25 protein-coding genes are annotated in these 25,728 nt (G+C 68.6%); 23 read left to right on the top strand and 2 right to left on the bottom strand.

All coding sequences use genetic code 11. From position 1 onward, the window contains the following. Positions 1 to 55: 55 nt before the first annotated feature. The 6 genes from exaC to E3O44_RS01855 all read left to right on the top strand — a co-directional run bounded on the left by exaC (position 56) and on the right by E3O44_RS01855 (position 4,825). Complete coding sequence (gene exaC / locus E3O44_RS01880) at positions 56 to 1,579, top strand: acetaldehyde dehydrogenase ExaC (RefSeq protein ID WP_134531979.1); 1,524 nt, start codon at positions 56 to 58, stop codon at positions 1,577 to 1,579. A 130-nt stretch (positions 1,580 to 1,709) separates the two neighbouring features. Continuing rightward, positions 1,710 to 2,135 carry a DUF779 domain-containing protein gene (locus E3O44_RS01875; RefSeq protein WP_134531977.1) on the top strand — a complete coding sequence of 142 codons (426 nt, stop codon included), beginning with the start codon at positions 1,710 to 1,712 and terminating at the stop codon, positions 2,133 to 2,135. Between the two features lie 94 nt (positions 2,136 to 2,229). Next, positions 2,230 to 2,637, top strand: a complete 408-nt coding sequence (locus tag E3O44_RS01870; RefSeq protein WP_134531975.1) for a hypothetical protein — start codon at positions 2,230 to 2,232, stop codon at positions 2,635 to 2,637. A 105-nt stretch (positions 2,638 to 2,742) separates the two neighbouring features. Beyond that, entirely contained in the window at positions 2,743 to 3,303 is a 561-nt protein-coding gene (efp, locus tag E3O44_RS01865) for an elongation factor P (protein WP_134531973.1), read from the top strand. Beyond that, entirely contained in the window at positions 3,303 to 3,743 is a 441-nt protein-coding gene (nusB, locus tag E3O44_RS01860; protein ID WP_134531971.1) for a transcription antitermination factor NusB, read from the top strand. Before efp ends, nusB begins: the two co-directional genes overlap by 1 nt. Positions 3,744 to 3,781: 38 nt before the next feature. Next, complete coding sequence (locus E3O44_RS01855) at positions 3,782 to 4,825, top strand: thioredoxin domain-containing protein (RefSeq protein WP_134531969.1); 1,044 nt, start codon at positions 3,782 to 3,784, stop codon at positions 4,823 to 4,825. A 29-nt stretch (positions 4,826 to 4,854) separates the two neighbouring features. Here E3O44_RS01855 and E3O44_RS01850 read toward each other — a convergent pair whose 3' ends face one another. Both E3O44_RS01850 and E3O44_RS01845 read right to left on the bottom strand, forming a co-directional pair. After that, positions 4,855 to 5,061: a hypothetical protein gene (locus tag E3O44_RS01850; protein WP_134531968.1), complete on the bottom strand. Its 207-nt coding sequence runs from the start codon at positions 5,059 to 5,061 to the stop codon at positions 4,855 to 4,857. Positions 5,062 to 5,184: 123 nt separating this feature from the next. Then, positions 5,185 to 5,862, bottom strand: a complete 678-nt coding sequence (locus E3O44_RS01845; protein ID WP_134531966.1) for a CG0192-related protein — start codon at positions 5,860 to 5,862, stop codon at positions 5,185 to 5,187. Positions 5,863 to 5,916: 54 nt separating this feature from the next. Here E3O44_RS01845 and E3O44_RS01840 point away from each other — a divergent pair, with 54 nt between their 5' ends. The 17 genes from E3O44_RS01840 to E3O44_RS01760 all read left to right on the top strand — a co-directional run bounded on the left by E3O44_RS01840 (position 5,917) and on the right by E3O44_RS01760 (position 25,647). Beyond that, positions 5,917 to 6,363, top strand: a complete 447-nt coding sequence (locus E3O44_RS01840; RefSeq protein ID WP_134531964.1) for a DoxX family protein — start codon at positions 5,917 to 5,919, stop codon at positions 6,361 to 6,363. Positions 6,364 to 6,412: 49 nt separating this feature from the next. Next, positions 6,413 to 6,664, top strand: a complete 252-nt coding sequence (locus E3O44_RS01835) for a toxin-antitoxin system YwqK family antitoxin (protein ID WP_134531961.1) — start codon at positions 6,413 to 6,415, stop codon at positions 6,662 to 6,664. Between the two features lie 328 nt (positions 6,665 to 6,992). After that, on the top strand, positions 6,993 to 8,696 hold the full coding sequence (locus E3O44_RS01830) for an HNH endonuclease signature motif containing protein (protein WP_134531960.1): 1,704 nt from the start codon (positions 6,993 to 6,995) through the stop codon (positions 8,694 to 8,696). Positions 8,697 to 8,776: 80 nt separating this feature from the next. Continuing rightward, positions 8,777 to 9,319, top strand: coding sequence for a bifunctional pyr operon transcriptional regulator/uracil phosphoribosyltransferase PyrR (pyrR, locus tag E3O44_RS01825; protein WP_134531959.1), 543 nt, complete (start codon positions 8,777 to 8,779; stop codon positions 9,317 to 9,319). Further along, positions 9,316 to 10,266: an aspartate carbamoyltransferase catalytic subunit gene (locus E3O44_RS01820; RefSeq protein WP_134531958.1), complete on the top strand. Its 951-nt coding sequence runs from the start codon at positions 9,316 to 9,318 to the stop codon at positions 10,264 to 10,266. The genes pyrR and E3O44_RS01820 overlap by 4 nt, the downstream gene beginning before the upstream one ends. Further along, a complete protein-coding gene (locus E3O44_RS01815; RefSeq protein WP_134531957.1) occupies positions 10,267 to 11,607 on the top strand; it encodes a dihydroorotase in 1,341 nt (446 codons plus the stop codon). Beyond that, positions 11,600 to 12,148: a PH-like domain-containing protein gene (locus E3O44_RS01810; protein ID WP_134531956.1), complete on the top strand. Its 549-nt coding sequence runs from the start codon at positions 11,600 to 11,602 to the stop codon at positions 12,146 to 12,148. The genes E3O44_RS01815 and E3O44_RS01810 overlap by 8 nt, the downstream gene beginning before the upstream one ends. Before the next feature lie 88 nt (positions 12,149 to 12,236). Further along, positions 12,237 to 13,373 (top strand): glutamine-hydrolyzing carbamoyl-phosphate synthase small subunit, encoded by a 1,137-nt coding sequence (gene carA / locus E3O44_RS01805; RefSeq protein ID WP_134532946.1) that lies wholly within the window; start codon positions 12,237 to 12,239, stop codon positions 13,371 to 13,373. After that, complete coding sequence (gene carB, locus E3O44_RS01800; RefSeq protein WP_134531955.1) at positions 13,373 to 16,660, top strand: carbamoyl-phosphate synthase large subunit; 3,288 nt, start codon at positions 13,373 to 13,375, stop codon at positions 16,658 to 16,660. Before carA ends, carB begins: the two co-directional genes overlap by 1 nt. Further along, positions 16,657 to 17,538, top strand: a complete 882-nt coding sequence (gene pyrF / locus E3O44_RS01795; RefSeq protein ID WP_174775015.1) for an orotidine-5'-phosphate decarboxylase — start codon at positions 16,657 to 16,659, stop codon at positions 17,536 to 17,538. The genes carB and pyrF overlap by 4 nt, the downstream gene beginning before the upstream one ends. Beyond that, positions 17,531 to 18,451 carry a guanylate kinase gene (gmk, locus tag E3O44_RS01790; RefSeq protein ID WP_134531954.1) on the top strand — a complete coding sequence of 307 codons (921 nt, stop codon included), beginning with the start codon at positions 17,531 to 17,533 and terminating at the stop codon, positions 18,449 to 18,451. Before pyrF ends, gmk begins: the two co-directional genes overlap by 8 nt. A 53-nt stretch (positions 18,452 to 18,504) precedes the next feature. After that, entirely contained in the window at positions 18,505 to 18,762 is a 258-nt protein-coding gene (gene rpoZ / locus E3O44_RS01785; protein ID WP_134448746.1) for a DNA-directed RNA polymerase subunit omega, read from the top strand. A gap of 27 nt (positions 18,763 to 18,789) precedes the next feature. After that, a complete protein-coding gene (gene coaBC / locus E3O44_RS01780) occupies positions 18,790 to 20,013 on the top strand; it encodes a bifunctional phosphopantothenoylcysteine decarboxylase/phosphopantothenate--cysteine ligase CoaBC (RefSeq protein WP_134531953.1) in 1,224 nt (407 codons plus the stop codon). 65 nt (positions 20,014 to 20,078) lie between these two features. Continuing rightward, positions 20,079 to 21,272 carry a methionine adenosyltransferase gene (gene metK, locus E3O44_RS01775; RefSeq protein ID WP_134531952.1) on the top strand — a complete coding sequence of 398 codons (1,194 nt, stop codon included), beginning with the start codon at positions 20,079 to 20,081 and terminating at the stop codon, positions 21,270 to 21,272. A 2-nt stretch (positions 21,273 to 21,274) separates the two neighbouring features. Further along, positions 21,275 to 23,341, top strand: coding sequence for a primosomal protein N' family DNA-binding protein (locus E3O44_RS01770; RefSeq protein WP_134531951.1), 2,067 nt, complete (start codon positions 21,275 to 21,277; stop codon positions 23,339 to 23,341). Then, positions 23,342 to 24,259, top strand: a complete 918-nt coding sequence (gene fmt / locus E3O44_RS01765) for a methionyl-tRNA formyltransferase (RefSeq protein ID WP_134531950.1) — start codon at positions 23,342 to 23,344, stop codon at positions 24,257 to 24,259. It begins immediately after the preceding gene. Beyond that, positions 24,256 to 25,647: an RsmB/NOP family class I SAM-dependent RNA methyltransferase gene (locus E3O44_RS01760; protein WP_134531949.1), complete on the top strand. Its 1,392-nt coding sequence runs from the start codon at positions 24,256 to 24,258 to the stop codon at positions 25,645 to 25,647. Before fmt ends, E3O44_RS01760 begins: the two co-directional genes overlap by 4 nt. The last annotated feature ends 81 nt before the right edge of the window (positions 25,648 to 25,728 follow it).

The following is a 25,728-nucleotide window of genomic DNA, read 5'->3' as shown; positions in this document are numbered from 1 at the left end:
GGCCCAGGTCCGCAGCAGGCGGACCCCACCGACAACGTCGTCGACGAGGAGAGAAATGACCGTCTATGCCAACCCCGGGACCCCGGGCGCCAAAGTCACCTTCAAGCCCCGCTATGAGAACTGGATCAACGGAGGCTGGGTCAAGCCCGTCAAGGGACAGTACTTCGAAGACATCTCGCCGGTGAACGGAAAGCCGTTCGCCGAGGTCGCCCGCGGAACCGCGGAGGACATCGAACTTGCACTCGACGCCGCCCATCGGGCCGCCCCGGCGTGGGGCAAGACCACGGCGACCGAACGCGCCGCCGTGCTCAACCGGATCGCAGACGTCATCGACGCCAACAAGGAACTGCTCGCCGTCGCAGAGACCTGGGACAACGGCAAGCCGATCCGCGAGCCGCTCAACGCCGACCTCCCGCTCGCGAGCGACCACTTCCGCTACTTCGCCGCGGCGATCCGTTCGCAGGACGGCGACCACGCCGAACTCGACAACGACACCGTCTCGTACCAGTTCCATGAGCCGCTCGGCGTCGTCGGCCAGATCATCCCGTGGAACTTCCCGATCCTGATGGCGGTCTGGAAGCTCGCTCCCGCCCTCGCGGCCGGGAATGCGATCGTGATGAAGCCGGCAGAACAGACCCCGGTGTCGATCATGGTGCTGATCGAACTGATCGGCGACATCCTGCCGCCCGGCGTGCTCAACATCGTCAACGGGTTCGGTCTCGAGGCGGGCAAGCCGCTCGCCTCCTCCCCGCGCATCCGCAAGATCGCCTTCACGGGGGAGACCACCACGGGTCGCCTGATCCTGCAGTATGCGAGCGCCAACATCATCCCGGCCACGGTCGAACTCGGCGGCAAGAGCGCGAACATCTTCTTCAGCGACGTCGCCCAGGAGCAGGACAGCTTCTACGACAAGGCCCAGGAGGGCTTCGTGCTCTTCGCCTTCAACCAGGGCGAGGTCTGCACGGCGCCGAGCCGGGCGCTCCTGCAGAAGCCGATCTACGAGAGCTTCCTCGGCAGCGCCATCGAGCGCACCCGCAAGGCGATCCAGGGCAACCCGCTCGACACCGACACCCAGGTCGGGGCGCAGGCGAGCAACGACCAGCTCGAGAAGATCCTCTCCTACATCGACATCGGCAAGCAGGAGGGTGCCCGGCTGGCCCTCGGCGGAGAGCGCGTCGACCTCGGCGGCGACCTCAGCGGCGGCTACTACGTGCAGCCGACCATCTTCGAGGGCAACAACAAGATGCGCATCTTCCAGGAGGAGATCTTCGGACCGGTCCTCGCGGTGACGAGCTTCTCCGACTACGAGGACGCCATCTCGATCGCCAATGACAACCTCTACGGGCTCGGCGCCGGCGTCTGGTCCCGGAACGGCAACGTCGCATACCGCGCCGGCCGCGACATCCACGCCGGGCGAGTGTGGATCAACAACTACCACCACTACCCCGCCGGGGCCGCGTTCGGCGGCTACAAGAGCTCGGGCATCGGTCGCGAAAACAACAAGCTCGCCCTCGGGCACTACCAGCAGACCAAGAACCTGCTCGTGTCCTACTCGGAGAAGCCGCTCGGCTTCTTCTAAACGGCACCGGTATCGAGAGGGGCCGTCGGTATCGACCGGTGGCCCCTTTCGACCGTCCCGCACCTCGACTACCGTTGGTGCATCCCGCCCGCTGCCCAGCGAGCGGGTATCGAACCCGAAAGGCCAGGCAATGTCGCCAGCAGCGCCCGCAACGTCCACGGTCATCGCCTCCGTCACGGTTCCGGGGGAGACCACGCCGCGCGTCGAATTCACGCCGGCGGCGGTGGATGTCCTCCGTGAACTCCAGACCCAGTTCGGGCCGCTGATGTTCCACCAGTCCGGCGGATGCTGCGACGGCAGTTCCCCGATGTGCTTCCCGGCGGGTGAGTTCATCACCTCAGACCGGGACGTGCTCCTCGGCGTGCTCGACATCGCCCCGGCCGACGAGGCTCCGCAGCCGGTCGAGTTCTGGATCTCGGCGGAGCAGTTCGAATACTGGAGTCACACCTTCCTCACGGTCGACGTCGTTCCCGGCCGGGGGAGCGGTTTCTCCCTCGAGGCTCCTCGCGGCGTGCGGTTCCTGATCCGGTCCCGGTTGATGGAGAGCTTCGGCTGACTCCGTCGGCGGCCCCGTCCTCAACAAGCCCGTTCACGGCATCCGTCTGTGGACAACCGCGGCGGAGCTGGCTCGGCCGGGCATCCTGTCCGGCATGACCCCTTCTTCCCTCTCTATCGAAGACCAGCCACCCGTCACCTCCCTCGACGAAGCGCGGGAGCGGGTCGCCGACCTGGTCGGTCACGCCATCAGCCGCCAGCTCTGGCTGATGCTCTTCGACGCCGCGGGCCGGCAGCTTCCGCTGGTGATCCCGGTGGGCGGGATTCCGCTGCGTCCCGATCCCGGGGACAGCGTGCAGATGGCCTCGGGCATCACCACGATCCTGGCCGATTGTGCACCGGGCGGCAGCGTCGTACTGACACTGGAGCGACCCGGGGGTGCGGCGCTCACCGCTCCGGACCAGGCGTGGGCCCGCGAGCTGAGGGCGTCCTTCGGAAAGGTGCTGCCGATCCTCGGCCTGTTCGTCGCGCACGACTCCGGGGTGGCCGACCTCGCGGAGTGACCCTCGGTCAGCCTTTGGCTGTGGGCTCGCGGGCAACTACACTCGTTTGAGGCCGATTCGGCCGCGCACCTTCCTAACTGAACTGACTGAACGGAACCGCTTTCCATGGCATCAACCGCCGATATCCGAAATGGCGTCGTCCTCAACATGGACGGCCAGCTTTGGGCCGTCACCGACTTCCAGCACGTCAAGCCGGGCAAGGGCGGCGCTTTCGTTCGCACCAAACTGAAGAACGTCGTCACGGGCAAGACCGTCGACCGCACCTTCAACGCCGGAGCGAAGATCGAGACCGAGAACGTCGACCGCCAGGACTTCCAGTACCTGTATGCGGACGGCGACTCCTACGTCTTCATGGACGTGTCCGACTTCGACCAGCTCACCGTCTCCAGCGTCGTCGTCGGTGACGCCTCGAACTTCCTGCTCGAGAACCAGAACGTGACCATCGCCCTCCACAACGGCAACCCGCTGTATGTCGAGCTGCCGGCATCCGTCGTGCTCGAAATCACGTACACCGAGCCCGGCCTGCAGGGCGACCGCTCCACCGGCGGCACCAAGCCCGCCACCGTGGAGACCGGCTACCAGATCCAGGTCCCGCTGTTCCTCGAACAGGGCACCAAGGTCAAGGTCGACACCCGCACCGGTGACTACCTCGGCCGCGTCAACTAGTGAGCGCACGAACGAAGGCGCGTAAGCGCGCGCTCGACATCCTGTACGCCGCCGACGTGCGGCAGACCACGATCCCCGAGTCTCTCGCCGCCGAGGCGCAGCGCGCCGCGAGCGAGCCCGCCCGGATGGCCTCCTGGCTGTACGCGCGCGAGATCGTCGACGGCGTCGTCGATCACCGCGAGGAGATCGACGAACTCATCGAGACGTACTCGCAAGGCTGGACGCTCAAGCGGATGCCGGTCGTCGACCGGGCCATCCTGCGGATCGGGATCTGGGAGATCCTGTTCAATGACGCCGTTCCGCACGCCGTCGCGATCGACGAGGCCGTCGAGGCCGCGAAGATCCTCTCGACGGATGATTCGGCCGGCTTCGTGAACGGACTCCTCGGCAGGATCGCGCAGACCGCTCCACCGGCGCCCGCTGCGCCGGCTGCCTCCTAGGCTCGACCCATACCGTTCCGTCAGCCCGGGGGAAGATCATGAGCAACGACACGCCAGAGCCGTATCCGTCCTACCCGGAACAGCCGGGTCTGCCGGCGTCACCGCAGCAGGGACTCCCAGCGCCATCCCCACAGCAGCAGGGCTTCCCTCAGGTTCCGCCGACGAACACGCTCGCAATCGTCTCGCTCGTCTCCGCGTTCGCCGTGTCGCTCGTTGCCGTGATCACCGGGCACCTCGCGCTCGGACAGATCGCCCGCCGCGGTGAGCGGGGGCGCGGCCTCGCCATCGCAGGGCTCGTGCTCGGCTACGTCGGCCTCGCGTCGACCACGGTCATCGTCGTTCTGTCGATCGTGTTCGCGGCGGCCTTCGGGCACCTCTTCGTGAACCTGGCCCAGCGCGGCGGTGTCGGCGGGCCGGTCGCCTCGGCGACGAGCGAACCGGATGCCTCGCAGGGGGTCCTCCCGAGCGGAACGCTCGGTGCGGCCCACTTCGACGACGGGTACCTCTCCGTCGGCACCGGGAGCACGATCGTGGACGAGTACATCGACCCGATGTGCCCGTACTGCGGCCAGTTCGAAGCCACCAACGGCGCACTGCTCGCAAGCCGCGTCGACGGGGGGTCGATCACCCTCCGGATTCACGCGCTGACCTTCCTCGACCAGGCCTCGCAGGGCACGTATTACTCGACCCGAGCATCCGCCGCCCTCACGTGCGTGGCGACGGTCAGCCCGGACGCGACCCTCGACTACCTCGCGGCCCTGTTCGCGAACCAGCCGGAGGAGAACAGCCAGGGTCTGACCGATGGCCAGCTCGCAGCGCTCGCGCCCACCGGCACCGACATCTCGGACTGCATCGCGCGAGGCGAGTACCAGCTGTGGTCGGAGGTGAACACCGACGACGCCCTGAACGGGCCGATCCCCGGCGCGGAGATCGACTCGATCCAGGGCACGCCGACCGTGCTCATCGACGGCGCCCAATACCCGGGTGGACTCACCGACAGCCGTGAGTTCGAGGCATTCCTCGACTCCGGCTCGGGTTCCGGCTCCGGCCAGGCGACGACCCAGGGAACGTCGGGCGCCTGAGGGCATTCCGGCCTAAGACGGCCGGACCGCTACAAGACTGCGTAGAGGCCTTCGAGGGCGCTCGGGATCGAGTCGAAGCTGCCGATCCGCTGCCCGTCTTCGTTCACCAGGAGGAAGCCGCGCGGTGTGCGCTCGAGGATACCCGCGAGCTCATCCGTCACGTCGTGACGGACCTCCCACCGGGCGGGGCCGGCGTCCACGACGGAAAACAACTGAACGAGGTCCGTCCGGTTCATCAAAGTCCTTCATCTGTGCGTGCTTTCGCCAGCGGATGCCTGCCGCGGGACAATCCTGACGTGTGACGGGCCCGACCGCAACTGCTGGTCGGTAAACACCATGTGACGGTGCAGTCGTTGGCGTCAGAGCGAGTTGGCCAGGGCCAGGACCCGTTCTTCGGGTTGGGCGGTCCAGGTTCCGGAGAGTTGCTCCGCGCCGCCGCCAGCTGTCCTCCGAGCGGCGAGCACGCTCGTCTCCGCCTCCGGGCTGCCGGGCGCCCGGAGAATGACGAGACGCAGGGAACCAGTGACGACGACGGTCGAATCGGGCTCGTCGCTGGTCGAGATGGCGCCGGTCGTCAGCAGCACGGGAGCGGGGGCATCCGCCGGGCCGCTGCCGGCGACGGTCGCCGTGGACTCGCGGAAGACGAGGTCCCCCTCGACGTCGACGAATTCGTCGGCCTGGGTGCCACCACAGAAGATCACCGTTGCGAGCGCGGCGATGTACGCGGGATCCCCGACGGCGTCGTACGTCCAGCGACGGCCCAGGACCGAGTGTTCCATCGTTCCGATCAACCAGGCCTCTCCGCCCTCGAGGGGCGCATCGCGATACGTCAGCGGAACCTGGAGCACCGGGCCGTCGCCGGCGCGCACAAGCAGGGTCTCGATGCCGACCTCACCCGCCGGATCGTCGAAACGGTACGCCCCGGCGGAGGTCAGGGGAGCGGTGGGATCGCCGGCGAACCAGGACCGTGTCCGCAGCCACGGTTCGACGAGTTCAAGCTTGGACGGCCGAAGCTGGGCGCGGTGGATGAATGCCATGTCCTCGATGCTAGGGCACGGCCGCATCGCAGAGAGGGATGTCAGACTGGGGAGATGTCCAGAGCAGCAGAGAAGTCGGTATCGGTCCGCACGTCGTCGACGAAGACATCACTACCGCGGACGATCGGCCGGATCGCGCTCGGCGCCTTCCTGCTGTTCGCCGGCATCAGCCACCTCACCTGGAGTCGCGCGGAATTCCTCGCACAGGTGCCCTCGTGGGTGCCTCTCGACCGGGACGCCGTCGTGCTTCTCTCCGGTGTCACCGAGGTCGGCCTCGGCGGCGCACTCGTCGCCCTGCCTGGCCGCCGGATCACGGTCGGGTGGCTCGTTGCCGTCTTCTTTGTGGCCGTCTTCCCCGGCAACATCGCTCAGTTCGTGACCAGAACGGATGCCTTCGGCCTCGACTCGGACCGGGCCCGCGGCATCCGGCTCCTCTTCCAGCCCCTTCTCGTGGTCTGGGCGCTGTGGTCGGCGGGCGTCCTGCACCGTGGCCGGCGTTGACGTCACTCCCACACTGTCGGCGCGAGCCGTCCGCTGGCAGACTGGGCGTGTGAGTCCAGAGCCGATCCCATCCTCCGCTGCACCAGACGGCGCCCCCGTGTCGCGAGTCGACCACTATGCCAACGGCCAGACCAAGGCAAGCGGGAGCACCCTCGACGGCGAGCTGCACGGTGAGTGGGAGTGGTTCCGCACTGACGGCACGCTGATGCGTACCGGAGAGTTCGACCGCGGCCGTCAGATCGGCGTCTGGCGTACCTGGGCCAGGGACGGCAGCCTCGTCAAGGAGACCCTTTTCCACTGAGTCACTCACCGAGATACCCACTGACCCACTCACGTACACATTGACTCGATTCCGCGCCTTCCTGGCCCGTAAGGACGCTCTCGCACGTGAGCTGCGCGCCGCGGCCGTTCAACACGAAGGTGAGCGTCCCGAATTCAGGAGATGCCTGCTGCAGGTCGGGATCGGCCGCACTGGTCCGCGGGCCGCTGTCGCTCGCCCGGGCGCATCTCCTGAATTCGGCACCACGAGTGCGGACACACTCGTCTTCAGCTTTGAATCTCGTGATGAGAAGCCCAAAATTAGGTGAGCAAGCCTCGCATTAGTGTTCGATTCGGGGTAGAATCGGGGTATGGCAGGAGCTTCGGATCCACAGTCACACACCCCGCCGACAACCGGTTCCGGGGCCGCGGGAGAACAGCCCATCACGGCGGGCCTCGCATCCACCGAGTCGTCGGTCGAATCCTCGGGCGGTTACGTCAAGTCGACCCATCCGGTTGCGGTTGCTGAAGGTTTTGAGGGCGCTGAGGGGCTGGCCGGGTCGGTGCCGTCGGTTCATGCGGATGTTGTCGCCCGGCTCGCCGAGATCCAGGCGGCCCTCGCAGACGCGCTGGCGGCGATCCCGGTCGGGTTGCTCAGTGATGCGGAAGCCGTCACGGCGCTGAAAGAAGTCGAGGCCATCGGGCGGACGGTGGATGCGGCCCGGGTGAACACGACGACGGATGTGGACCGGCGGGCCCGGGTGCTCGGCCGGGACGGGCTGGCCTGGAGGATGGGCTGCAAGGGCCCCTGGGACGTCCTGACCCGGGTGACGCGGGTGTCGGCGCGGGAAGTGAAGCGACGCACGAAGCTCGGGGACGCGGTGTTGCCGCGGCCGTGCGGTGGGAGCAGCTGGTTGCCGCCGTTGTTCCCGACCGTTGGGGCCGCCCTGACCGCGGGGGAGATCGGGGTGGAGACCGCGGAGCTGATCGTGACGGGGCTTCAGACGATCAGTCACCGGGTGGCGCCGGATGACCTGCTGACGGCGGAACGTGCTCTGGTCGCCTCGGCGGCCGGTCTGATCACTCCGGAAACCGAGAACCTCGCCGGCGCGGGGGTCCCCGCGGCCGCGGATCTGATCCGCGGCATGGTGCTCCAGTGGCAGGCCTTCCTCGACCCGGACGGCGTCCTGCCGCAGGAGGATGTGTTCGAGGCGAAGTCGAACATCGGCTTCGGCCAGTTGAAGAACGGGCTGTATCCGGTGAAGGGTGGGGTGACGCCGGAACTGTTCGGGATGATGAATACCCTCTTCGACGCGTTCCTCAGCTTCCATGCCCGGCCCGCGTTCCCCACCGAAGAGGAACAGGCGCTGATGGATTCCGGGCAGATGATCCCCGGCGCCGAGACCGCGGGCGACGCCGGCACCGGCCCGGAGCTGGACGTGATCGAAGCGGAGCTGCGGGAACGCCGCCAGGACACCCGCACCAGCGGGGAGAAACGCGCCGACATTCTCCGGGCGTTGATCGAACACGCCGCTCGCGATGAGGGCACGCCCAGCATGGGCGGGTCGGCGCCGACGGTGATGGTGCACGTGAACGCCGCCGATCTCGAATCCGGGGTCGGCGTCGGGTGGATCGACGGCGTCGAAGCGGCGGTGTCGCTCAAGACGGTGCATCAGCGGATCTGTGACGGTGGCTTCCAAGGGGTGTTGTTCGGGGCGAACAACCAAGTGCTCAAGCTCGGCCCGGAGCGGCGGTACTTCAACCGGGCTCAACGGCGGGCGATCACCGCCCGGGACGGCGGGTGCATCATCCCCGGCTGCAAAGCCCCCGCGCACTGGGCCGAGGTGCACCATGTGAAGCCCTGGGCGAAGGACGGACCGACGAATGTCGACAACGGGGTCCTCCTGTGCTGGTTCCACCACCACACCATCGACACGTCGGGGTGGGAGATCCGCATGGTCAAGGGATCGCCACAAGTGCGGGCTCCGGGGTTGATCGACCCGCAACGGCTCTGGCGGCCACCGAACCGGCACCGCGCCCACCAAGTTCTCACCGGGCCACCCAACCGCGACTGACCGGGCGGCTGCTACGATGGATGACGGTAACAGCCATCCTTTAACAACCGTCCGGTGAGGCGGGGAAGGAGGCCTTCGTTTTGTCACGCATCGTGCTCAACCAGGCTGAAATAACCCGGGCTTTGACTCGGATCTCCCACGAGATCCTGGAGTCCAACCGGGGACCGGACAATCTCGTCATCCTCGGCATCCCGACGAGGGGCGTTGCCCTCGCGCGGCGGATCGCCGACATCATCGAGCGGATCGAACCCGCCGCGGCACCCGTGGCTTCCGGGTCCCTCGACGTCACGATGTACCGCGACGACCTCGCCCACACCCGTACCCGCACGCCGTCCCGCACCCTCGTGCCCGCGAGCATCGACGGCGCGACCGTGGTGCTCGTCGACGACGTGCTCTACTCCGGGCGCACCATCCGCGCGGCCCTCGACGCCCTCGGCGACCACGGCCGCCCCGCGATCGTGCGTCTGGCGGTCCTCGTCGACCGCGGCCACCGCGCGCTGCCGATCCGCGCCGACTTCGTCGGCAAGAACCTCCCGAGCTCCACTGAGGAACGCATCAACGTGCACCTCCTGGAGGTCGACGGCGACGAATTCGTGAGCATCGACGGCGGGAGCGCGGAATGAAGCACCTCCTCTCCACCAAGGACCTCAGCCGCGACGACGCCATCACGCTCCTCGACATTGCGGAAGACATGGCTGATGTCTCCACGCGCGAGGTCCGCAAGCTCCCGACGCTTCGCGGTAAGACCGTGGTGAACCTCTTCTTCGAGGACTCCACCCGCACCCGGATCTCCTTCGAGGCGGCAGCGAAGCGGCTGAGCGCCGACGTGATCAACTTCAGCGCCAAGGGGTCGAGCGTCTCCAAGGGCGAGAGCCTCAAGGACACCGCGCAGACCCTCGCCGCGATCGGCGCGGACGGTGTCGTGATCCGGCACCCGGCATCCGGTGCCCCCCAGGTGCTCGCGACGAGCGGCTGGATCGACGCCGGCATCATCAACGCGGGGGACGGCACCCACGAACACCCGACCCAGGCGCTCCTTGACGCCTTCACCATCCGCCGTCGTCTGCACAAGGCTGCGTCGCGCGGCAAGGGCCTCGACGGCGTGACGGTGACCATCGTCGGCGACGTGCTGCACTCCCGGGTCGCGCGCTCCAACCTGTGGTTGCTGACGACACTCGGCGCCGAAGTCACCATGGTCGCGCCGCCCACCCTGTTCCCGATGGACATGACCGGTTGGCCGGCCGCCGTGAGCTTCGATCTCGACGACGCGATCGACGCCGGCCCTGACGTGATCATGATGCTCAGGATCCAGCAGGAACGCATGAACGCGGCGTTCTTCCCCAACAGCCGCGAGTACTCGCGGCGCTGGGGACTCGACGATGAACGCTTCGCCCGGCTCGCGCCGACTAGCATTGTCATGCACCCCGGCCCGATGAACCGCGGCCTGGAGATTTCCTCAGCCGCCGCAGATTCGGCCGCATCGACCGTCCTCGAGCAGGTCGCGAACGGTGTTTCGATACGTATGGCGGCACTGTACCTGCTCATGTCTGGCGACCGGGAGGAAAGCTAAATGGAAAACACGGCCACCCGGTACCTGATCCGGAACGCACGCCTCGCCGACGGCACCCGCACCGACCTGTTGCTCGCCGACGGCCGGATCCAGGAACTCGGAACCGCCCTCTCGCACGCGGGCGCCACGGTGATCGACGCTGACGGCCTCCTCGCCCTTCGCGGCCTCGTCGACCTGCACACCCACTTGCGCGAACCGGGCTACGAGCAGAGCGAGACCATCCTCACCGGCAGCCAGGCGGCCGCCATCGGCGGCTTCACGAGCGTCTTCGCGATGGCCAACACCTCGCCGGTGCAGGACACCGCCGGCGTCGTCGAACAGGTACTCGCCCTCGGCGAGCGGGCCGGGTACGTCACGGTCCAGCCGATCGGTGCCGTCACCCTCGGGCTCGCGGGGGAGCGCCTCGCCGAACTCGGCGCCATGGCGACGAGCCGTGCCCGTGTCCGGGTCTTCTCCGACGACGGATTCTGCGTCTCCGACCCGCTTCTGATGCGTCGCGCCCTCGAATACGTCAAGGCCTTCGACGGCGTGATCGCCCAGCACTCCCAGGAACCACGCCTCACCGAGAAGGCCCAGATGAACGAGGGCGCGCTCTCGAGCGAACTCGGCCTCGCCGGCTGGCCCGCTGTCGCGGAGGAATCCATCATCGCCCGCGACGTGCTGCTCGCCGAGCACGTCGGAAGCCGCCTGCACGTCTGCCACGTCTCGACGGCCGGCGCCGTCGACGTGATCCGCTGGGCCAAGGCCCGTGGGATCAACGTGACCGCGGAAGCAACGCCGCACCACCTGCTCCTGACCGAGGACCTGGTCCGCGGCTACGACGCCCGTTACAAGGTCAACCCGCCGTTGCGCCGCCGCGAAGATGTCGACGCGCTCCGCGCCGGACTCGCCGACGGCACGATCGACATCGTCGCGACCGATCACGCGCCGCACCCCGTCGAGTCCAAGGACTGCGAATGGGATGCCGCCGCCAACGGGATGGTCGGGCTCGAATCCGCGCTCTCGGTCGTGCAGGCATCCGTCGTCGACACCGGCCTGCTCGACTGGCGGGACGTGTCCCGGGTGCTCTCGGCCGCCCCGGCACGGATCGGGCGCCTCGCGAGCCAGGGCCGGCCGCTCGAGGTCGGCGCCCCCGCCAACGTCACGCTCTACGACCCGGCCGCGAGCCGGGAGTTCGGCAGGGACGACCTCGCGGGCAAGAGCACCAACTCGCCCTACCTCGCGATGACCCTGCCCGGCCGCGTCGTCGCCGTCTTCCACCGCGGCACGGCGACCGTGCTCGACGGCGTTCTCCGGGCACCCGCGGAACTCGGCGGACGAGAGGAACCCCAGCATGGATAGCACCATCCCCGCCGTACTGATCGGCATCGTCCTCCTGGCCGTGCTCGCACTCATGCTGCGCAGCTGGCGCGCGCGCACCCGGCGCGATGCCGCCCTCGCCGCCGGCTACCCGCTGCCAGGACCGGACACGGCCGACACCGTGCTCGCGACCGCCGAAGCGTTCTACGTCGCGACGACACGGGAAGGCCGACAGCTCGAGCGCCTGAATATCCGCGGCCTCGGCTTCCGGGCCCGCGCCCTCATCACCGTGACGAGGAACGGCGTTCTGCTCGATCTCGTCGGCGAAAACCCGGTCTTCATCCCGATGGCGGCCATCACCGGACTCGAAGACGCCACCTGGACCATCGACCGCGCCGTCGAGACCGGCGGACTGCTCCTGCTCCGCTGGCGTCTCCAGCCGCACGCGGATGCCGCGGGCCAGGTCGTCGACAGCTACTTCCGCATCCTTGACCCTACCGACCGCGCCCGCGTGAGCGCGTCGATCCGAACCGAAGCGGCGGGTGCCCTGCACTCGGCCGCGCACGACGAAAGCGAGGCGTAGCGTGAGCGACACCGAGGCCCAGGCCCAGGCGGCACCCGACGAGACGACGACAGCGACGGCAGCACCGACGGCGACGACAGCACCGGCGGTGCTCGTCCTCGAGGACGGCAGGCGTTTCGTCGGCCGCGCATACGGCAGCCGGGGACAGACCCTCGGCGAGATCGTCTTCGCCACCGGAATGACCGGCTATCAGGAAACCCTGACCGACCCGTCGTACGCCGGCCAGATCGTCCTGATGACCGCCCCGCACATCGGCAACACCGGCGCCAACGACGAGGACATGGAGTCCTCCCGGATCTGGGTCGCCGGGTTCGTCGTGCGCGAACCGGCCAGGATCGCCTCGAACTTCCGCTCGACGCGCACCCTCGACCAGGACCTCGTGAACAACGAGGTCGTCGGGATCAGCGGCATCGACACCCGGGCGATCACCCGCCACATCCGCTCGGCCGGCTCCATGAAGAGCGGCATCTTCTCCGGCCCCGCCTTCGACCTCTCCGCAGGGGAACAGCTCGAACTCGTCCGCGGTGGCGCCGCGATGCGTGGCCGCAACCTGTCAGACCAGGTGTCGACGGTCGAACCGTTCCAGATTCCGGCGAAGGGCGAGCGGATCGGATCCGTCGCCGTGCTCGACCTCGGCGTCAAGACCTCGACACTGAACTACCTAGCCGAACGCGGCTTCGAAGTGCTCGTGCTGCCCCAGTCGGTCACGGCGGAGCACGTGCTCTCGCTCAATCCGACCGCGCTTTTCTTCTCCAACGGACCCGGTGACCCCGCCGCGTCCGACGCGCACGTCACCCTGCTCCAGGAGGTGCTCCGCGCCGGCGTGCCGTACTTCGGCATCTGCTTCGGCAACCAGCTCCTCGGCAGGGCGCTCGGCTTCCGCACCTACAAGCTGCCCTTCGGCCACCGCGGAATCAACCAGCCGGTGCTCGACAAGACCACGGGCCGCGTCGAGATCACGTCGCAGAACCACGGCTTCGCCGTCGACATGCCGATCGAAGGCGTCAGCGACTCCCGCACCGGCTTCGGTCGCGTCGAGGTCAGCCACTACAGCCTGAACGACCAGGTCGTCGAGGGCATCCGCTGCCTCGACATCCCCGCGTTCTCGGTGCAGTACCACCCAGAGTCTGCGGCAGGCCCGCACGACGCCAACTACCTCTTTGATCGGTTCAGGGACATGGTGACCGCCCACACGGCGGCCGCCGGAGCAGGAGACGCCCAGTAATGCCCAAGCGCGACGATATCAACAGCGTCCTGGTCATCGGAAGCGGGCCGATCGTGATCGGCCAGGCCTGCGAATTCGACTACTCCGGAACCCAGGCCTGCCGCGTGCTCCGCGCAGAGGGCGTCAGGGTCATCCTGGTCAACTCGAACCCGGCCACGATCATGACGGACCCCGACTTCGCTGATGCGACCTACATCGAGCCGATCACTCCGGAGATCCTCGAGACGATCATCGCCAAGGAACGCCCCGACGCGATCCTGCCGACCCTCGGCGGCCAGACCGCGCTCAACGCGGCCATCCAGCTGCACGAGCGCGGCATCCTCGAGAAGTACGACGTCGAACTGATCGGCGCATCCTTCGAGGCGATCCAGAAGGGCGAAGACCGCCAGATCTTCAAGCAGCTCGTGCTCGACGCCGGCGCGGACGTCGCCCGCTCGCACATCGCGCACACGGTCGACGAGGCCATCGGCTTCGCCGAAGACCTCGGCTACCCCCTCGTGGTGCGGCCCTCCTTCACGATGGGCGGCCTCGGTTCCGGATTCGCGTACACCGAAGCGGAATTGCGCCGCATCGTCGGCGACGGCCTGCACCAGAGCCCGACGACCGAGGTCCTCCTCGAGGAATCCATCCTCGGCTGGAAGGAATTCGAGCTCGAAATGATGCGCGACACGGCCGACAACACGGTCGTCGTCTGCTCGATCGAGAATGTCGACCCGGTCGGCGTGCACACCGGGGACTCGATCACCGTCGCCCCCGCGCTCACGCTCACCGACCGCGAGTACCAGAAGCTCCGCGACATCGGTATCGACATCATCCGCGCCGTCGGAGTCGACACCGGCGGCTGCAACATCCAGTTCGCGATCGATCCGGCCACCGGACGCATCATCGTGATCGAGATGAACCCACGGGTGTCGCGTTCGTCCGCCCTGGCGAGCAAGGCGACGGGCTTCCCGATCGCGAAGATCGCGGCGAAGCTCGCCCTCGGCTACCGGCTCGACGAGATCCCGAACGACATCACCCAGGTCACCCCGGCGAGCTTCGAACCGACCCTCGACTACGTCGTGGTGAAGGTCCCGCGCTTCGCGTTCGAGAAGTTCCCCGCCGCTGACCCGCGCCTCACGACGACCATGAAGTCCGTCGGCGAGGCCATGGCGATCGGCCGCACCTACGCATCCGCCCTCCAGAAGGCCCTCCGTTCGCTCGAGAAGCGCGGATCGTCGTTCCACTGGGGCGAGGAGTCCCGCACGCTCGAGGAACTGCTCGAGGTCGCGTCGATCCCGACGGACGGCCGCATCGTCACCGTGCAGCAGGCCCTCCGCAAGGGCGCCACGATCGACCAGGTCTTCGAAGCCACCAAGATCGACCCGTGGTTCATCGACCAGATCGTGCTGATCAACGAGATCGCCGCCGAGGTGGCCGCCGCCGAACGACTCGACATGGACATCCTGCGCACCGCGAAGGACCACGGTTTCTCCGACGCCCAGATCGGCGAACTCCGCGGCTTCGGCGAAGCGGATGTCCGCAAGGTGCGTCACATCCTCGGCGTGCGCCCGGTCTACAAGACCGTGGACACCTGCGCGGGGGAGTTCCCCGCCCTGACCCCGTACCACTACTCGAGCTACGACGAGGAGACGGAGGTCGTCCCGAGCGACCGCCGCAAGGTCGTCATCCTCGGCTCAGGCCCGAACCGCATCGGCCAGGGCGTCGAGTTCGACTACTCCTGCGTACACGCCTCGTTCGCCCTCTCCGAGGCCGGCTACGAGACCATCATGATCAACTGCAACCCCGAGACCGTTTCGACGGACTACGACACGAGCGACCGGCTCTACTTCGAGCCGCTCACCCTCGAGGACGTACTCGAGGTCATCCACGCGGAAAGCCAGAGCGGGGAACTCGTCGGCGTCGTTGTTCAGCTCGGCGGCCAGACGGCACTCGGGCTCGCGAAGGGCCTCGAGGCGGAGGGAATCCCGATCCTCGGCACCTCGCCCACCGCGATCGACCTCGCCGAAGAGCGCGGCCTGTTCTCGAAGATCCTCGACGAGGCCGGCCTGCTCGCTCCCCGCAACGGCGTCGCCACCGACTTCACCGGTGCGGTCGTCGTCGCGGAGGAGATCGGCTACCCCGTCCTCGTCCGCCCGAGCTACGTGCTCGGCGGACGCGGCATGGAGATCATCTACGACTCCCTGTCGCTCGCGGACTACTTCGAGCGGATGCAGGGCCAGGGCATCATCGGCCCGTCGCACCCTGTGCTCGTCGACCGGTTCCTGGACGACGCGATCGAGATCGACGTCGACGCGATCTACGACGGAACCGAGCTCTACATCGGCGGCGTCATGGAGCACATCGAGGAAGCCGGCATCCACTCCGGCGACTCGAGCTGCACCCTGCCGCCCGTGACCCTCGGCCGTGCCGAGATCGACCGGGTCCGCGAAGCCACCCTCGGCATCGCGCAGGGCATCGGCGTGCGCGGTCTGCTCAACGTGCAGTTCGCCATCGGCGCCGGCGTGCTCTACGTGCTCGAAGCCAACCCGCGGGCCTCCCGCACGGTGCCCTTCGTCGCCAAGGCACTCGGGATCACCCTCGCCAAGGCCGCCGCGCTCATCATGGTCGGAACAACCATCGCCGAGCTCAAGGAGAGCGGCAAGCTGCCGCTCATCGACGGCTCCCGGGTCCCGATGGAATCGCCGGTCGCCGTGAAGGAGGCCGTGCTGCCCTTCAACCGGTTCCGCACCCCGGAGGGCAACGTCGTCGATTCCGTGCTCGGCCCGGAGATGCGCTCGACCGGCGAGGTCATGGGCATCGACCGCGACTTCCCCCGCGCCTTCGCGAAGAGCCAGCTCGCCGCATACGGCGGAATCCCGCTGAGCGGAACCGTGTTCGTCTCGGTCTCCGACCGTGACAAGCGTGCGATCATCCTGCCGATGCTGCGCCTCCAGCAGCTCGGCTACGAGATCGCCGCGACGGAGGGCACCGCAGAGGTGCTGCAGCGCAACGGCATCCGGGCCAGGGTCGTCACGAAGTTCAGTGAGAAGCACGACGAGAACGACATGTCGATCGTCGAGCTCATCCGCCGGGAGGAGGTGCAGATCGTCATCAACACCCCCGGCGGTCGTACCGCCCGCGCAGACGGCTATGAGATCCGGGCGGCCGCCGTCGCCGCGGATCTGCCGCTGTTCACCACGATCGCCGAGCTCAGTGCCGCCGTCGCCTCCATCGACGCGATCCGAGGCGGGTTCGAGGTGACATCGCTCCAGGAGTATGCACTCACGCGGGAAGCCCTGCTGTGACCGGCGCCGTGCCCGTTTCGACGTTCGGGGACCGTCTCGACGCCGCCTTCGGGCGGTGGGGCCAGCTCTGCGTGGGTATCGACCCTCACGCCTGGCTGCTGTCCGACTGGAACCTGCCGGACACCGCGGACGGCGCAGAGAGCTTCGGACGCCGTGTCGTCGCCGCGTGCGCGGGCCGGGTCGGCCTCATCAAGCCTCAGCTGGCCTTCTACGAGCGTTTCGGGTCGCGGGGCTACCTCGCCTTCGAACGCGTGCTCGCAGACGCACACGCGGCGGAACTGCTCGTGATCGCTGACGTCAAGCGCGGCGACCTCGGAACGAGCGTCGCGGCGTACGGGGAGGCCTGGCTCACCCCCGGCTCCCCGCTCGAGGTGGATGCGATCACCGTCAACGCGTACATGGGCGTCGGTTCACTCGAGCCCGTTTTCGAACTGGCCGCCGCTGCGGGTAAGGGACTCTTCGTCCTGTCCGCGACGTCGAATCCTGAGGCGAGTGCCCTGCAGCGCGCCAGAGTCCCCGACGGACCGTATGCCGGTGAGACCGTGGCCCGCGCCGTCTTCGACGACGTCGCAGAACGCAACCTGAGAGCGGGGGCGTCGGGCCGACTCGGCTCCATCGGCGTCGTGCTCGGCGCGACGCTCGACCTCGCAGACTTCGGTCTCGACCTGTCGGTTGCGCCTCCCGGCGGAGCCACTCCGATCCTCGCTCCCGGTTTTGGTCACCAGGGTGCGCATGTCGCTGATCTGGGAAACCTTTTTGGGGGGTACGCTCATTCCGTAATAGTGAGTGAATCTCGTAGCGTGTTGTCGGCCGGCCCGGACCGGATCGGACAGGCGATCGCACGCCGAGTACTTGAAGCAGGAGCGGCCCGTGGCTGAGAATCGCCCTACCCCACCAGACGTCGATCGGGTTGCAGCATCGCGCGCAGCCGTCGCGGCGCGTCGAGCGCGCGCAGCGGTCAAGGCAGAGATTGCAGCAGGGAAGCGCACACCGCTCGCCGTGCTCGCTGCTGCCATCGAGCATCCGGACGGCGTCGAAGGACGCCTGCGCGCGACGGAGTTCCTCGTGAGCATTCCGGCCATCGGCGTCACCAAGATGCGCCGGATCATGACGCAACTCGAGATCTCGCCGTCCAAACGGCTCGGCGGCCTCGGCAAGCACCAGCGCGACCGGCTGCGCCTGTTCCTCGCGAACCGGACCGTCTCCCGCCGCGGATCCTCCGACGCTCACCTCGTCGTCCTCGCCGGGCCGACGGCGGTCGGCAAGGGTGCCGTCGCCGGTTACATCCGCGAGAACTACCCCGATGTGCTTCTCTCCGTGTCGGCGACGACCCGCGCACCGCGGCCGGGCGAGGTCGAAGGCACGAGTTACTTCTTCGTCACCGATGCCGAATTCGACCGCATGGTCGCGTCGGGAGAGCTCCTCGAGTGGGCTGTCGTCCACAACGCCTTCCGCTACGGAACCCCGCGCGAACCCGTGGAGCAGGCACTCGCGAGCGGACACAGCGTCCTGCTCGAAATCGACCTTCAGGGTGCGCGCTCCGTGCGTGCGGCCATGCCGGAAGCGCGCATGGTCTTCCTGCTCCCGCCGAGCTGGGACGAACTGGTGCGCCGCCTCATCGGCCGTGGGACCGAAAGCCCCGCGGAACAGGCACGCCGCCTGGAGACCGCGAAGCTCGAACTCGCGGCCCAGGACGAGTTCGATTTCCGGGTCGTCAACCAGGAGGTCAACGTTGCGGCCAGGGAAGTCGTAGACTTGATGAATCTGCGTAAAGCGCCGTCGCTGCTTTAACGCCCTCCGACTTATCCGTCTATTCGCCGCAAACGCTCTGAAGGAGTGCCACCTTGGCCAACAAGCCCACCGGTATCATTGACCCGCCCATCGACGACCTGCTCACGAAGGTCGACTCCAAGTACGCCCTCGTGATCTTCGCGTCCAAGCGGGCGCGTCAGATCAACGACTACTACGCCGACCTGCACGAAGGCAGCCTCTTCGACAACGTCGGCCCGCTCGTCGACTCGACCGTCGACGACAAGCCGCTCTCCGTGGCATTGCGCGAAATCAACGAAGACAAGCTCGTCTCCCGCCCCATCGTCGAATAACGCCCAGCACACAGCAAAGCGCGCAGGATGTCGCACGGACGCACGATCGTCGTCGGAATCACCGGCGGCATCGCCGCGTACAAAGCGGTCAACATCGTGCGCGCTTTTGTGTTGCTCGGGGACTCCGTGCACGTGGTGGCGACGCCGGCGGCGCTGCGCTTCGTCGGCAGGCCGACACTCGAGGCGATCTCCCGGAATCCGGTGCACACCGACCTCTACGAAGGCGTCGCCGAAGTGCGCCACGTCGCCATCGGGCAGTCCGCCGACCTGATCGTGGTGGCGCCTGCGACCGCGAACACGATCGCCAAACTCGCGGCCGGCCTCGCCGATGACCTCCTCGGCAACACGATCCTCGCGAGCACCGCGCCACTCGTGATCGCCCCGGCGATGCACACGGAAATGTGGAACAACCCCGCGACCGTGCACAATGTGCAGACCCTCCGAAACCGCGGCGTCATCGTCGTCGGACCCGGTGTGGGACGCCTGACCGGATCGGATTCCGGTGCGGGCCGGATGGAGGAACCCGACGTCATCGTCGCGGCGGCCCTCGAAGCCCTGCACCCGGCCACGGGGATCACGGCCGCCAGGGATCTCTCCGGCACGCGCATCGTCATCACAGCAGGCGGAACCAGGGAACCCCTCGACCCCGTCCGTTTCCTCGGCAACCGCTCGAGCGGCAAGCAGGGCGTCCGTCTTGCCGAGGCGGCCACCGCGCGGGGCGCTTCGGTCGTCCTGATCGCGGCGAACCTCGAGATTCCGGTGCCTGCCGGGATCGAGACCCGCCTCGTCGGCACGGCACTCGAACTCCAGTCCGCCGTGACCGAGGCGGCAGTGGGCGCGGACGTCGTCATCATGGCCGCGGCAGTCGCGGACTACCGCCCGGCGGCGGTTCGCGGCGACAAGATCAAGAAGGACGAGGCAGGGGACACACTGACCCTCGAACTCGTCAAGAACCCCGACATCCTCGCCGGCCTCGCGGCGGCCAGGGAGCCCGGGCAGCTCGTGATCGGGTTCGCCGCCGAGACGGAAACGGACCCCGACCGGCTCCTCGCGCTCGGCCGCGAGAAGCTCGCGCGGAAGGGCTGCGACTACCTCGTTCTCAACAGGGTCGGCTGGACCGAAGGGTTCGCCGCGGAACGTAACCAGGTTCGGGTCATCGATTCGGCCGGAGTTATAGTGGCGGAGGCCGCAGGGACGAAAATGTCGGTGGCCGGACGCATCCTTGATGTCGTGGTCGCCGGGCTGGGCTGACCCGCGCCAGCCCCGATCAACACTTCTGTTCCACCCATTCCACCCTCGACACAGAGACAGGCCAGATGAGCGATCTTCGCCTCTTCACTTCCGAATCCGTCACCGAAGGCCACCCGGACAAGATCTGTGACCAGATCTCCGACAGCATCCTCGACGCCCTCCTCACGGAGGACCCGAACAGCCGTGTCGCCGTCGAGACCCTCGTCACGACCGGCCTCGTCCACGTTGCGGGCGAAGTCACGACGGAAGCGTATGTCGAGATCCCGTCGATCGTCCGCAAATGCATCACCGACATCGGCTACGACTCCTCTGACGTCTGGTTCGACGGCCGCTCCTGCGGCGTCGAGATCTCCATCGGCGGCCAGTCACCCGACATCGCCCAGGGCGTCGACGACGCGTTCGAGCACCGTGAAGAGGCCAGCGCCGAAGACTTCGACCGCCAGGGCGCCGGCGACCAGGGCATCATGTTCGGTTACGCCACCCGGGAGACCCCCGAGCTCATGCCGATCCCGATCTGGATCGCGCACCGCCTCGCCGAACGGCTCGCAGAGGTCCGCAAGTCCGGCGAACTGGACTACCTGCGCCCCGACGGCAAGACCCAGGTCACGATCGGCTACGACGGCATCATCCCGCGCACCGTCGAGACCGTCGTCCTCTCCACCCAGCACGCCCCCTCCGTCACGACGGAACGCCTCCGCGCCGAGGTCGAAGAGCTCGTGATCCGGCCGGTGCTGTCTCGCGTCGAACTCGATTCCTCGAGCCTGACTATGTTGATCAATCCGACCGGCCGCTTCGAGATCGGCGGGCCCCAGGGCGACGCCGGGCTCACCGGCCGCAAGATCATCATCGACACCTACGGCGGATCCAGCCGGCACGGCGGAGGCGCCTTCAGCGGCAAGGACCCGTCCAAGGTCGACCGCTCGGCCGCGTACGCGATGCGCTGGGTCGCCAAGAACGCTGTCGCAGCCGGGCTCGCCGAACGGCTCGAGATCCAGGTCGCATACGCGATCGGCAAGGCGGCACCGGTCGGACTCTACGTCGAGACCTTCGGCACAGGGGCACTGCCGGACAAGGAGATCACCGCGGCGATCCGCGAGGTCTTCGACCTGCGGCCGGCCGCGATCATCCATCACCTCGACCTGCTCCGCCCGATCTACCAGAAGACGGCGACATACGGTCATTTCGGTCGCGAACTGCCCGAGTTCACCTGGGAGAGGCTGGACCGCGTCGACGAGCTGAGAAGCGCCTCCGGGATCTGATCATGGGACGCACGGGCCTCGTGGCACGCGTCCTGCTCGAGTCGACGCTGCCCCAGCTCGACCACCTCTTCGACTACGGAATCCCGGACGACCTCGCCGCGGCCGCGCGGCCAGGCGTCCGGGTCCGGGTGCCCCTGCGGTCGGCGGGGCGCGTCGCCGACGGCTACCTGATCGAGGTCCTGGATGCCGGGGGAGTCGTCCTCGCGACCCTGAACGCCCCGGTGTCCGGCCTCGAACCGGCGAAGGACGCCTCCTTTCAGGGGACCCTCAGCCCGATCGAGACTGTCGTGTCCGCGGCTCCCGTGCTCACGGCGGAGGTGTGGCGTCTCGCCCGTCGGGTCGCCGACCGCGCCGCCGGCAACGCGAGCGATGTGCTGCGGCTCGCGATCCCCACCCGCGCGGTGCGGGTCGAGAAGGCCTGGCTCGCCGCGCAGGAGCAGGCGACAGCGGAGCAGGACGAACCGGCTCCGGAACCCGAACCCGTGCCGGAAACCGAACCGGCGGCATCCGCCGGTTTCGCCGATTACCCGGCGGGGCTGCTCGAGGCGGCCCTCGCAGAGCGCACACGCCTGAGCGTGGCCGCCGTGCCCGCCCTCGTCGCCCTGCCCGACGGGCGCACCGTCGGTCACTGGGCCACCACGATGGCCGAACTCGCGGCGGCGACGGTGCGGAGCGGGCGAAGCGCCATTCTCTGCGTTCCCGACTACCGGGACCAGGACCAGCTCCAGGCCGCCCTTGACGCCTGCGCGCCGGCGGGCACCGTGAGCAGGGTCGATGCCCGCCAGCCCAATCCCGAGCGCTACCGGGCCTTCCTCGCGTGCCTGGAACCCACCCCACGGATCATCCTCGGCAACCGCTCCGCCGTCTATGCGCCTGCGCACAACCTCGGCGCGATCCTGATCTGGGACGACGGCGACCCCCTGCACTCCGAACCGCTCAGTCCGTACGTCCACGCCCGCGACGCCGCACTGGTCCGCCAGGGCCTGAGCGGATGCGCACTGATGTTCTTCGGGCACACCCGAAGCGTCCCCGTGCAGCGGCTCCTCGAACTGGGCTTTCTCGGCGAAGCGCATCCCCTGAGTCCGCGTCATCCTCGGGTGATCCCCACTGAATTCCAGCTCGCCCCCGACCGGCAGGAGCGGACCAACCGGATCCCCTCCGCCGCCTGGCAGGTGGCCAGGGCCGCCCTCGCGGACGGACCGGTCCTCGTGCAGGTCGCGAGCCCCGGCTACGCGCCGACCCTCGCCTGCCAGACCTGCAAGAAGTCGGCACGCTGCACGCACTGCCAGGGACCGCTCGCCCTCGCGAGCGCGAACGCCGTGCCGTCCTGCCGGTGGTGCGGCAAGCTCGCCGCCGGCTGGAACTGCGTGCACTGCGCGGGCACGTCCCTGCGGGTGATGTCGCTCGGAACCGGGCGAACCGCCGAGGAACTGGGCAGGGCCTTTCCCGGCGCGCTCGTCCTCGTCGCCGACGGGGAGCATCCGCTGCAGCAGATCGGGGCGGCACCGGCGCTCGTCGTCGCGACGCGCGGTGCCGAGCCGATCCCGACCGGCGGGTACCGGGCGATCCTCCTGCTCGACGGCGAAAAGATGCTCGCCCGCGAATCCCTCGGCGTCGCGGAAGACTGCCTCCGATGGTGGAGCAACGCAGCCGCCCTCGCGGCACCCGGCGCGTCCGTCATGCTCGCCGGCGTCGGCGGGGCACTCGCGACCGCCCTCAACGCGTGGCAGCCCGGTGCTTTCGCAGCGGCGGAACTGGCGGACCGCAGGCAGCTGCGCTTCCCGCCCGCCGTGCGCGTCGCCTCGGTCACGGGAACCGCCGCCGACGTCGCAGCAGCGGTCGAAGACCTCGCCGACCTGCCAGGGCTCGACGTGCTCGGTCCGGTCACCACCGTCGATCCGCTCGTCCGGGCCGTCGTGCGATTCAACTACGCGGACGGCGACGACGTCGCGCGGCTCGTGAAGGCCGCGATTGTGCGCAATGCAGCGCGCCGCCGCCGGCCGAAGGGCGCCGCCTTCCGCCCGGCACCTACACTCAAAGTACGATTCGACGACCCGGAGCTGCTCTAAATGAAACTCGTGTTCGCTGGCACGCCCCAGGTGGCGGTGCCCAGTCTCCAGGCCCTTGCCGACTCCCCGCACTCCATCGCCGCGGTCATCACCCGGGCGGATGCCCCCCTCGGCCGGAAGCGCGTGCTCACGCCGTCGCCCCTCGCGCAGGCCGCTGCCGGGCTCGGGCTTCCGCTGCTCAAGACCAATCGTCTCGACGCCGCCGCGACCGACCGGATTGCGGCCCTCGAACCGGACCTCGGCGTCATCGTCGCATACGGCGGGCTCGTGCGTGAACCCCTGCTCTCGGTTCCCCGCCTCGGCTGGATCAACCTGCACTTCTCGCTGCTGCCGCGCTGGCGCGGTGCCGCACCGGTGCAGCGCGCCATCATGGCCGGCGACGAACGGACGGGGGCAGCGGTCTTCCAGCTCGTCGCCGAGCTCGACGCCGGCGCCGTCTTCGCGAGTTTCTCCGAACCGATCTCCCGGCACGCGACCGCCGGCGGGCTCCTCGAATCCCTGAGCCACAGCGGCGCAGTGCTCCTCAGGAGCGTCGTCGACCGGCTCGAGGCCGGCACGATCGAGGCGGTGCCGCAGGTGGGCGAGCCGACGACGGCCGCCAAACTCGGCCGCGCCGACGCCAGGATCGACTGGACCGCATCCGCTGAGGCCGTCTACAACCGGGTGCGCGGCGTGACGCCGGAACCCGGAGCCTTCACCATGCTCGGCGACGCGCGCCTCAAGGTCCTCGACCTCGCGCCGACCCACGGCGCCCAGCCGCTTCCGGCGGGCGTGATTCGCGAATTCGACAAGAAAGTGCTGGTTGGAACTGGGACGGGGCCGCTTGAGCTCGTCACGGTGCAACCGGCTGGAAAGACACAGATGAAGGCAATCGACTGGTGGCGCGGCATGGCGGCGACGGACGTGGTCGCCTCATGAGCGTCCAACAGCACCAGGGCTTCGTCCAGCCCGCCCGCCGGGTCGCCTACGAGGTCATCGCCGCCGTCCGCGAGTCGGACGCCTACGCGAACCTGTTGCTGCCGACCCGCATCCAGCGCGCGGCACTCAGCACGGCGGATGCCGCCCTCGCCACCGAACTGACCTACGGCACCCTGCGCATGCAGGGCTACTACGACCTCGTGATCGCGGAAGCGGCCGGCCGGCCGGTCACCGCGATCGACCCGGCCATCCTCGACGTGCTGCGTCTCGGCGCCCACCAGCTGCTCGCGACGCGCGTCGCGACCCACGCGGCCGTCAACGAATCCGTCGAACTGGCCCGCCAGGTCGGCTCCCGCGCCGCGACGGGCTTCACCAACGGCGTGCTCCGCACCATCTCCCGCTCGACCCCGGAGGAATGGCGCGAACGGGTCCTCTCCGGGGCAGGCTCAGCGGACGACCGCCTCGCCGCCGAACACTCGCACCCGGTCTGGGTCGTGCGTGCATTCCGGCAGTCGCTGCGCCTCGAGGGCCGTGAGGCCGAACTCGAAGACCTGCTCATCGCCGACAACGCCGCCCCCCGCGTCAACATGGTCGCGCTGCCGGGCATCACGACAGCGGAGGAGACCGCGGGCCTCGGCCGCCCCAACGAATATTCCCCGGTCGGGTTCGTGCTCGCGGGCGGAGACCCCGTTCACCTCGTCACCGACCACGACGGCCGCATCCGGGTGCAGGACGAGGGCTCGCAGCTCGCTGCGCTCACCCTGAGCCGCGCCCGCCCCGTCGCACCGGGCGAACGCTGGCTGGACCTCTGCGCCGGACCCGGAGGCAAGGCCGCCCTGCTCGCCGCCGAAGCGCTCGCGGGCGGCGCCGAACTCGTCGCGAACGAGCTCGTTCCGGCCAGGGCCACGCTCGTGCGCCGCGCCCTCGCGGCGGTTCCCGGCACCGTGCCGGTCTGGGAACTTGACGGGACCCGCATCGCCGTCAACCACGCGGAGGAATTCGACCGCATCCTGCTCGACGCGCCGTGCACCGGCCTCGGTGCCCTGCGCCGCCGGCCGGAGGCGCGCTGGCGCAAGCTCCCGCGCGACGTCGCCGAACTCTCCGACCTGCAGTCCGGCCTGATCGACGCGGCCCTCGGCGCACTGAAGCCCGGCGGCATCCTCGCCTACGTCACGTGCTCGCCGCATATCGCGGAGAGCAGGGGCATAGTCGCGACGGCGCTCAAGAAATGGGGCGACCGGGTACGGGCCGTCGACACCGCCGCGGTCGTGCAGGGGTTCAGCGGCACCCCTCTCGACCTGCCGGGCGACGGAACGAGCGTGCAGCTCTGGCCGCACCGGCATGGCACCGACGCGATGTTCATCACCCTGCTCGAACGCACCGCCTGACGGCCCTCGTGAGGTGTCGCAGATCGACGTTCGCCGGGCGGATGAAGGTCGATGTGGGACACCTCAGCGGTCTGGGCGGGG

The organism is Cryobacterium algoricola, assembly GCF_004402485.1.
GTDB lineage: Bacteria > Actinomycetota > Actinomycetes > Actinomycetales > Microbacteriaceae > Cryobacterium > Cryobacterium algoricola.
The sequence above is the reverse complement of the archived record's forward strand: the minus strand, read 5'-3'. Positions and strand labels throughout refer to the sequence as shown.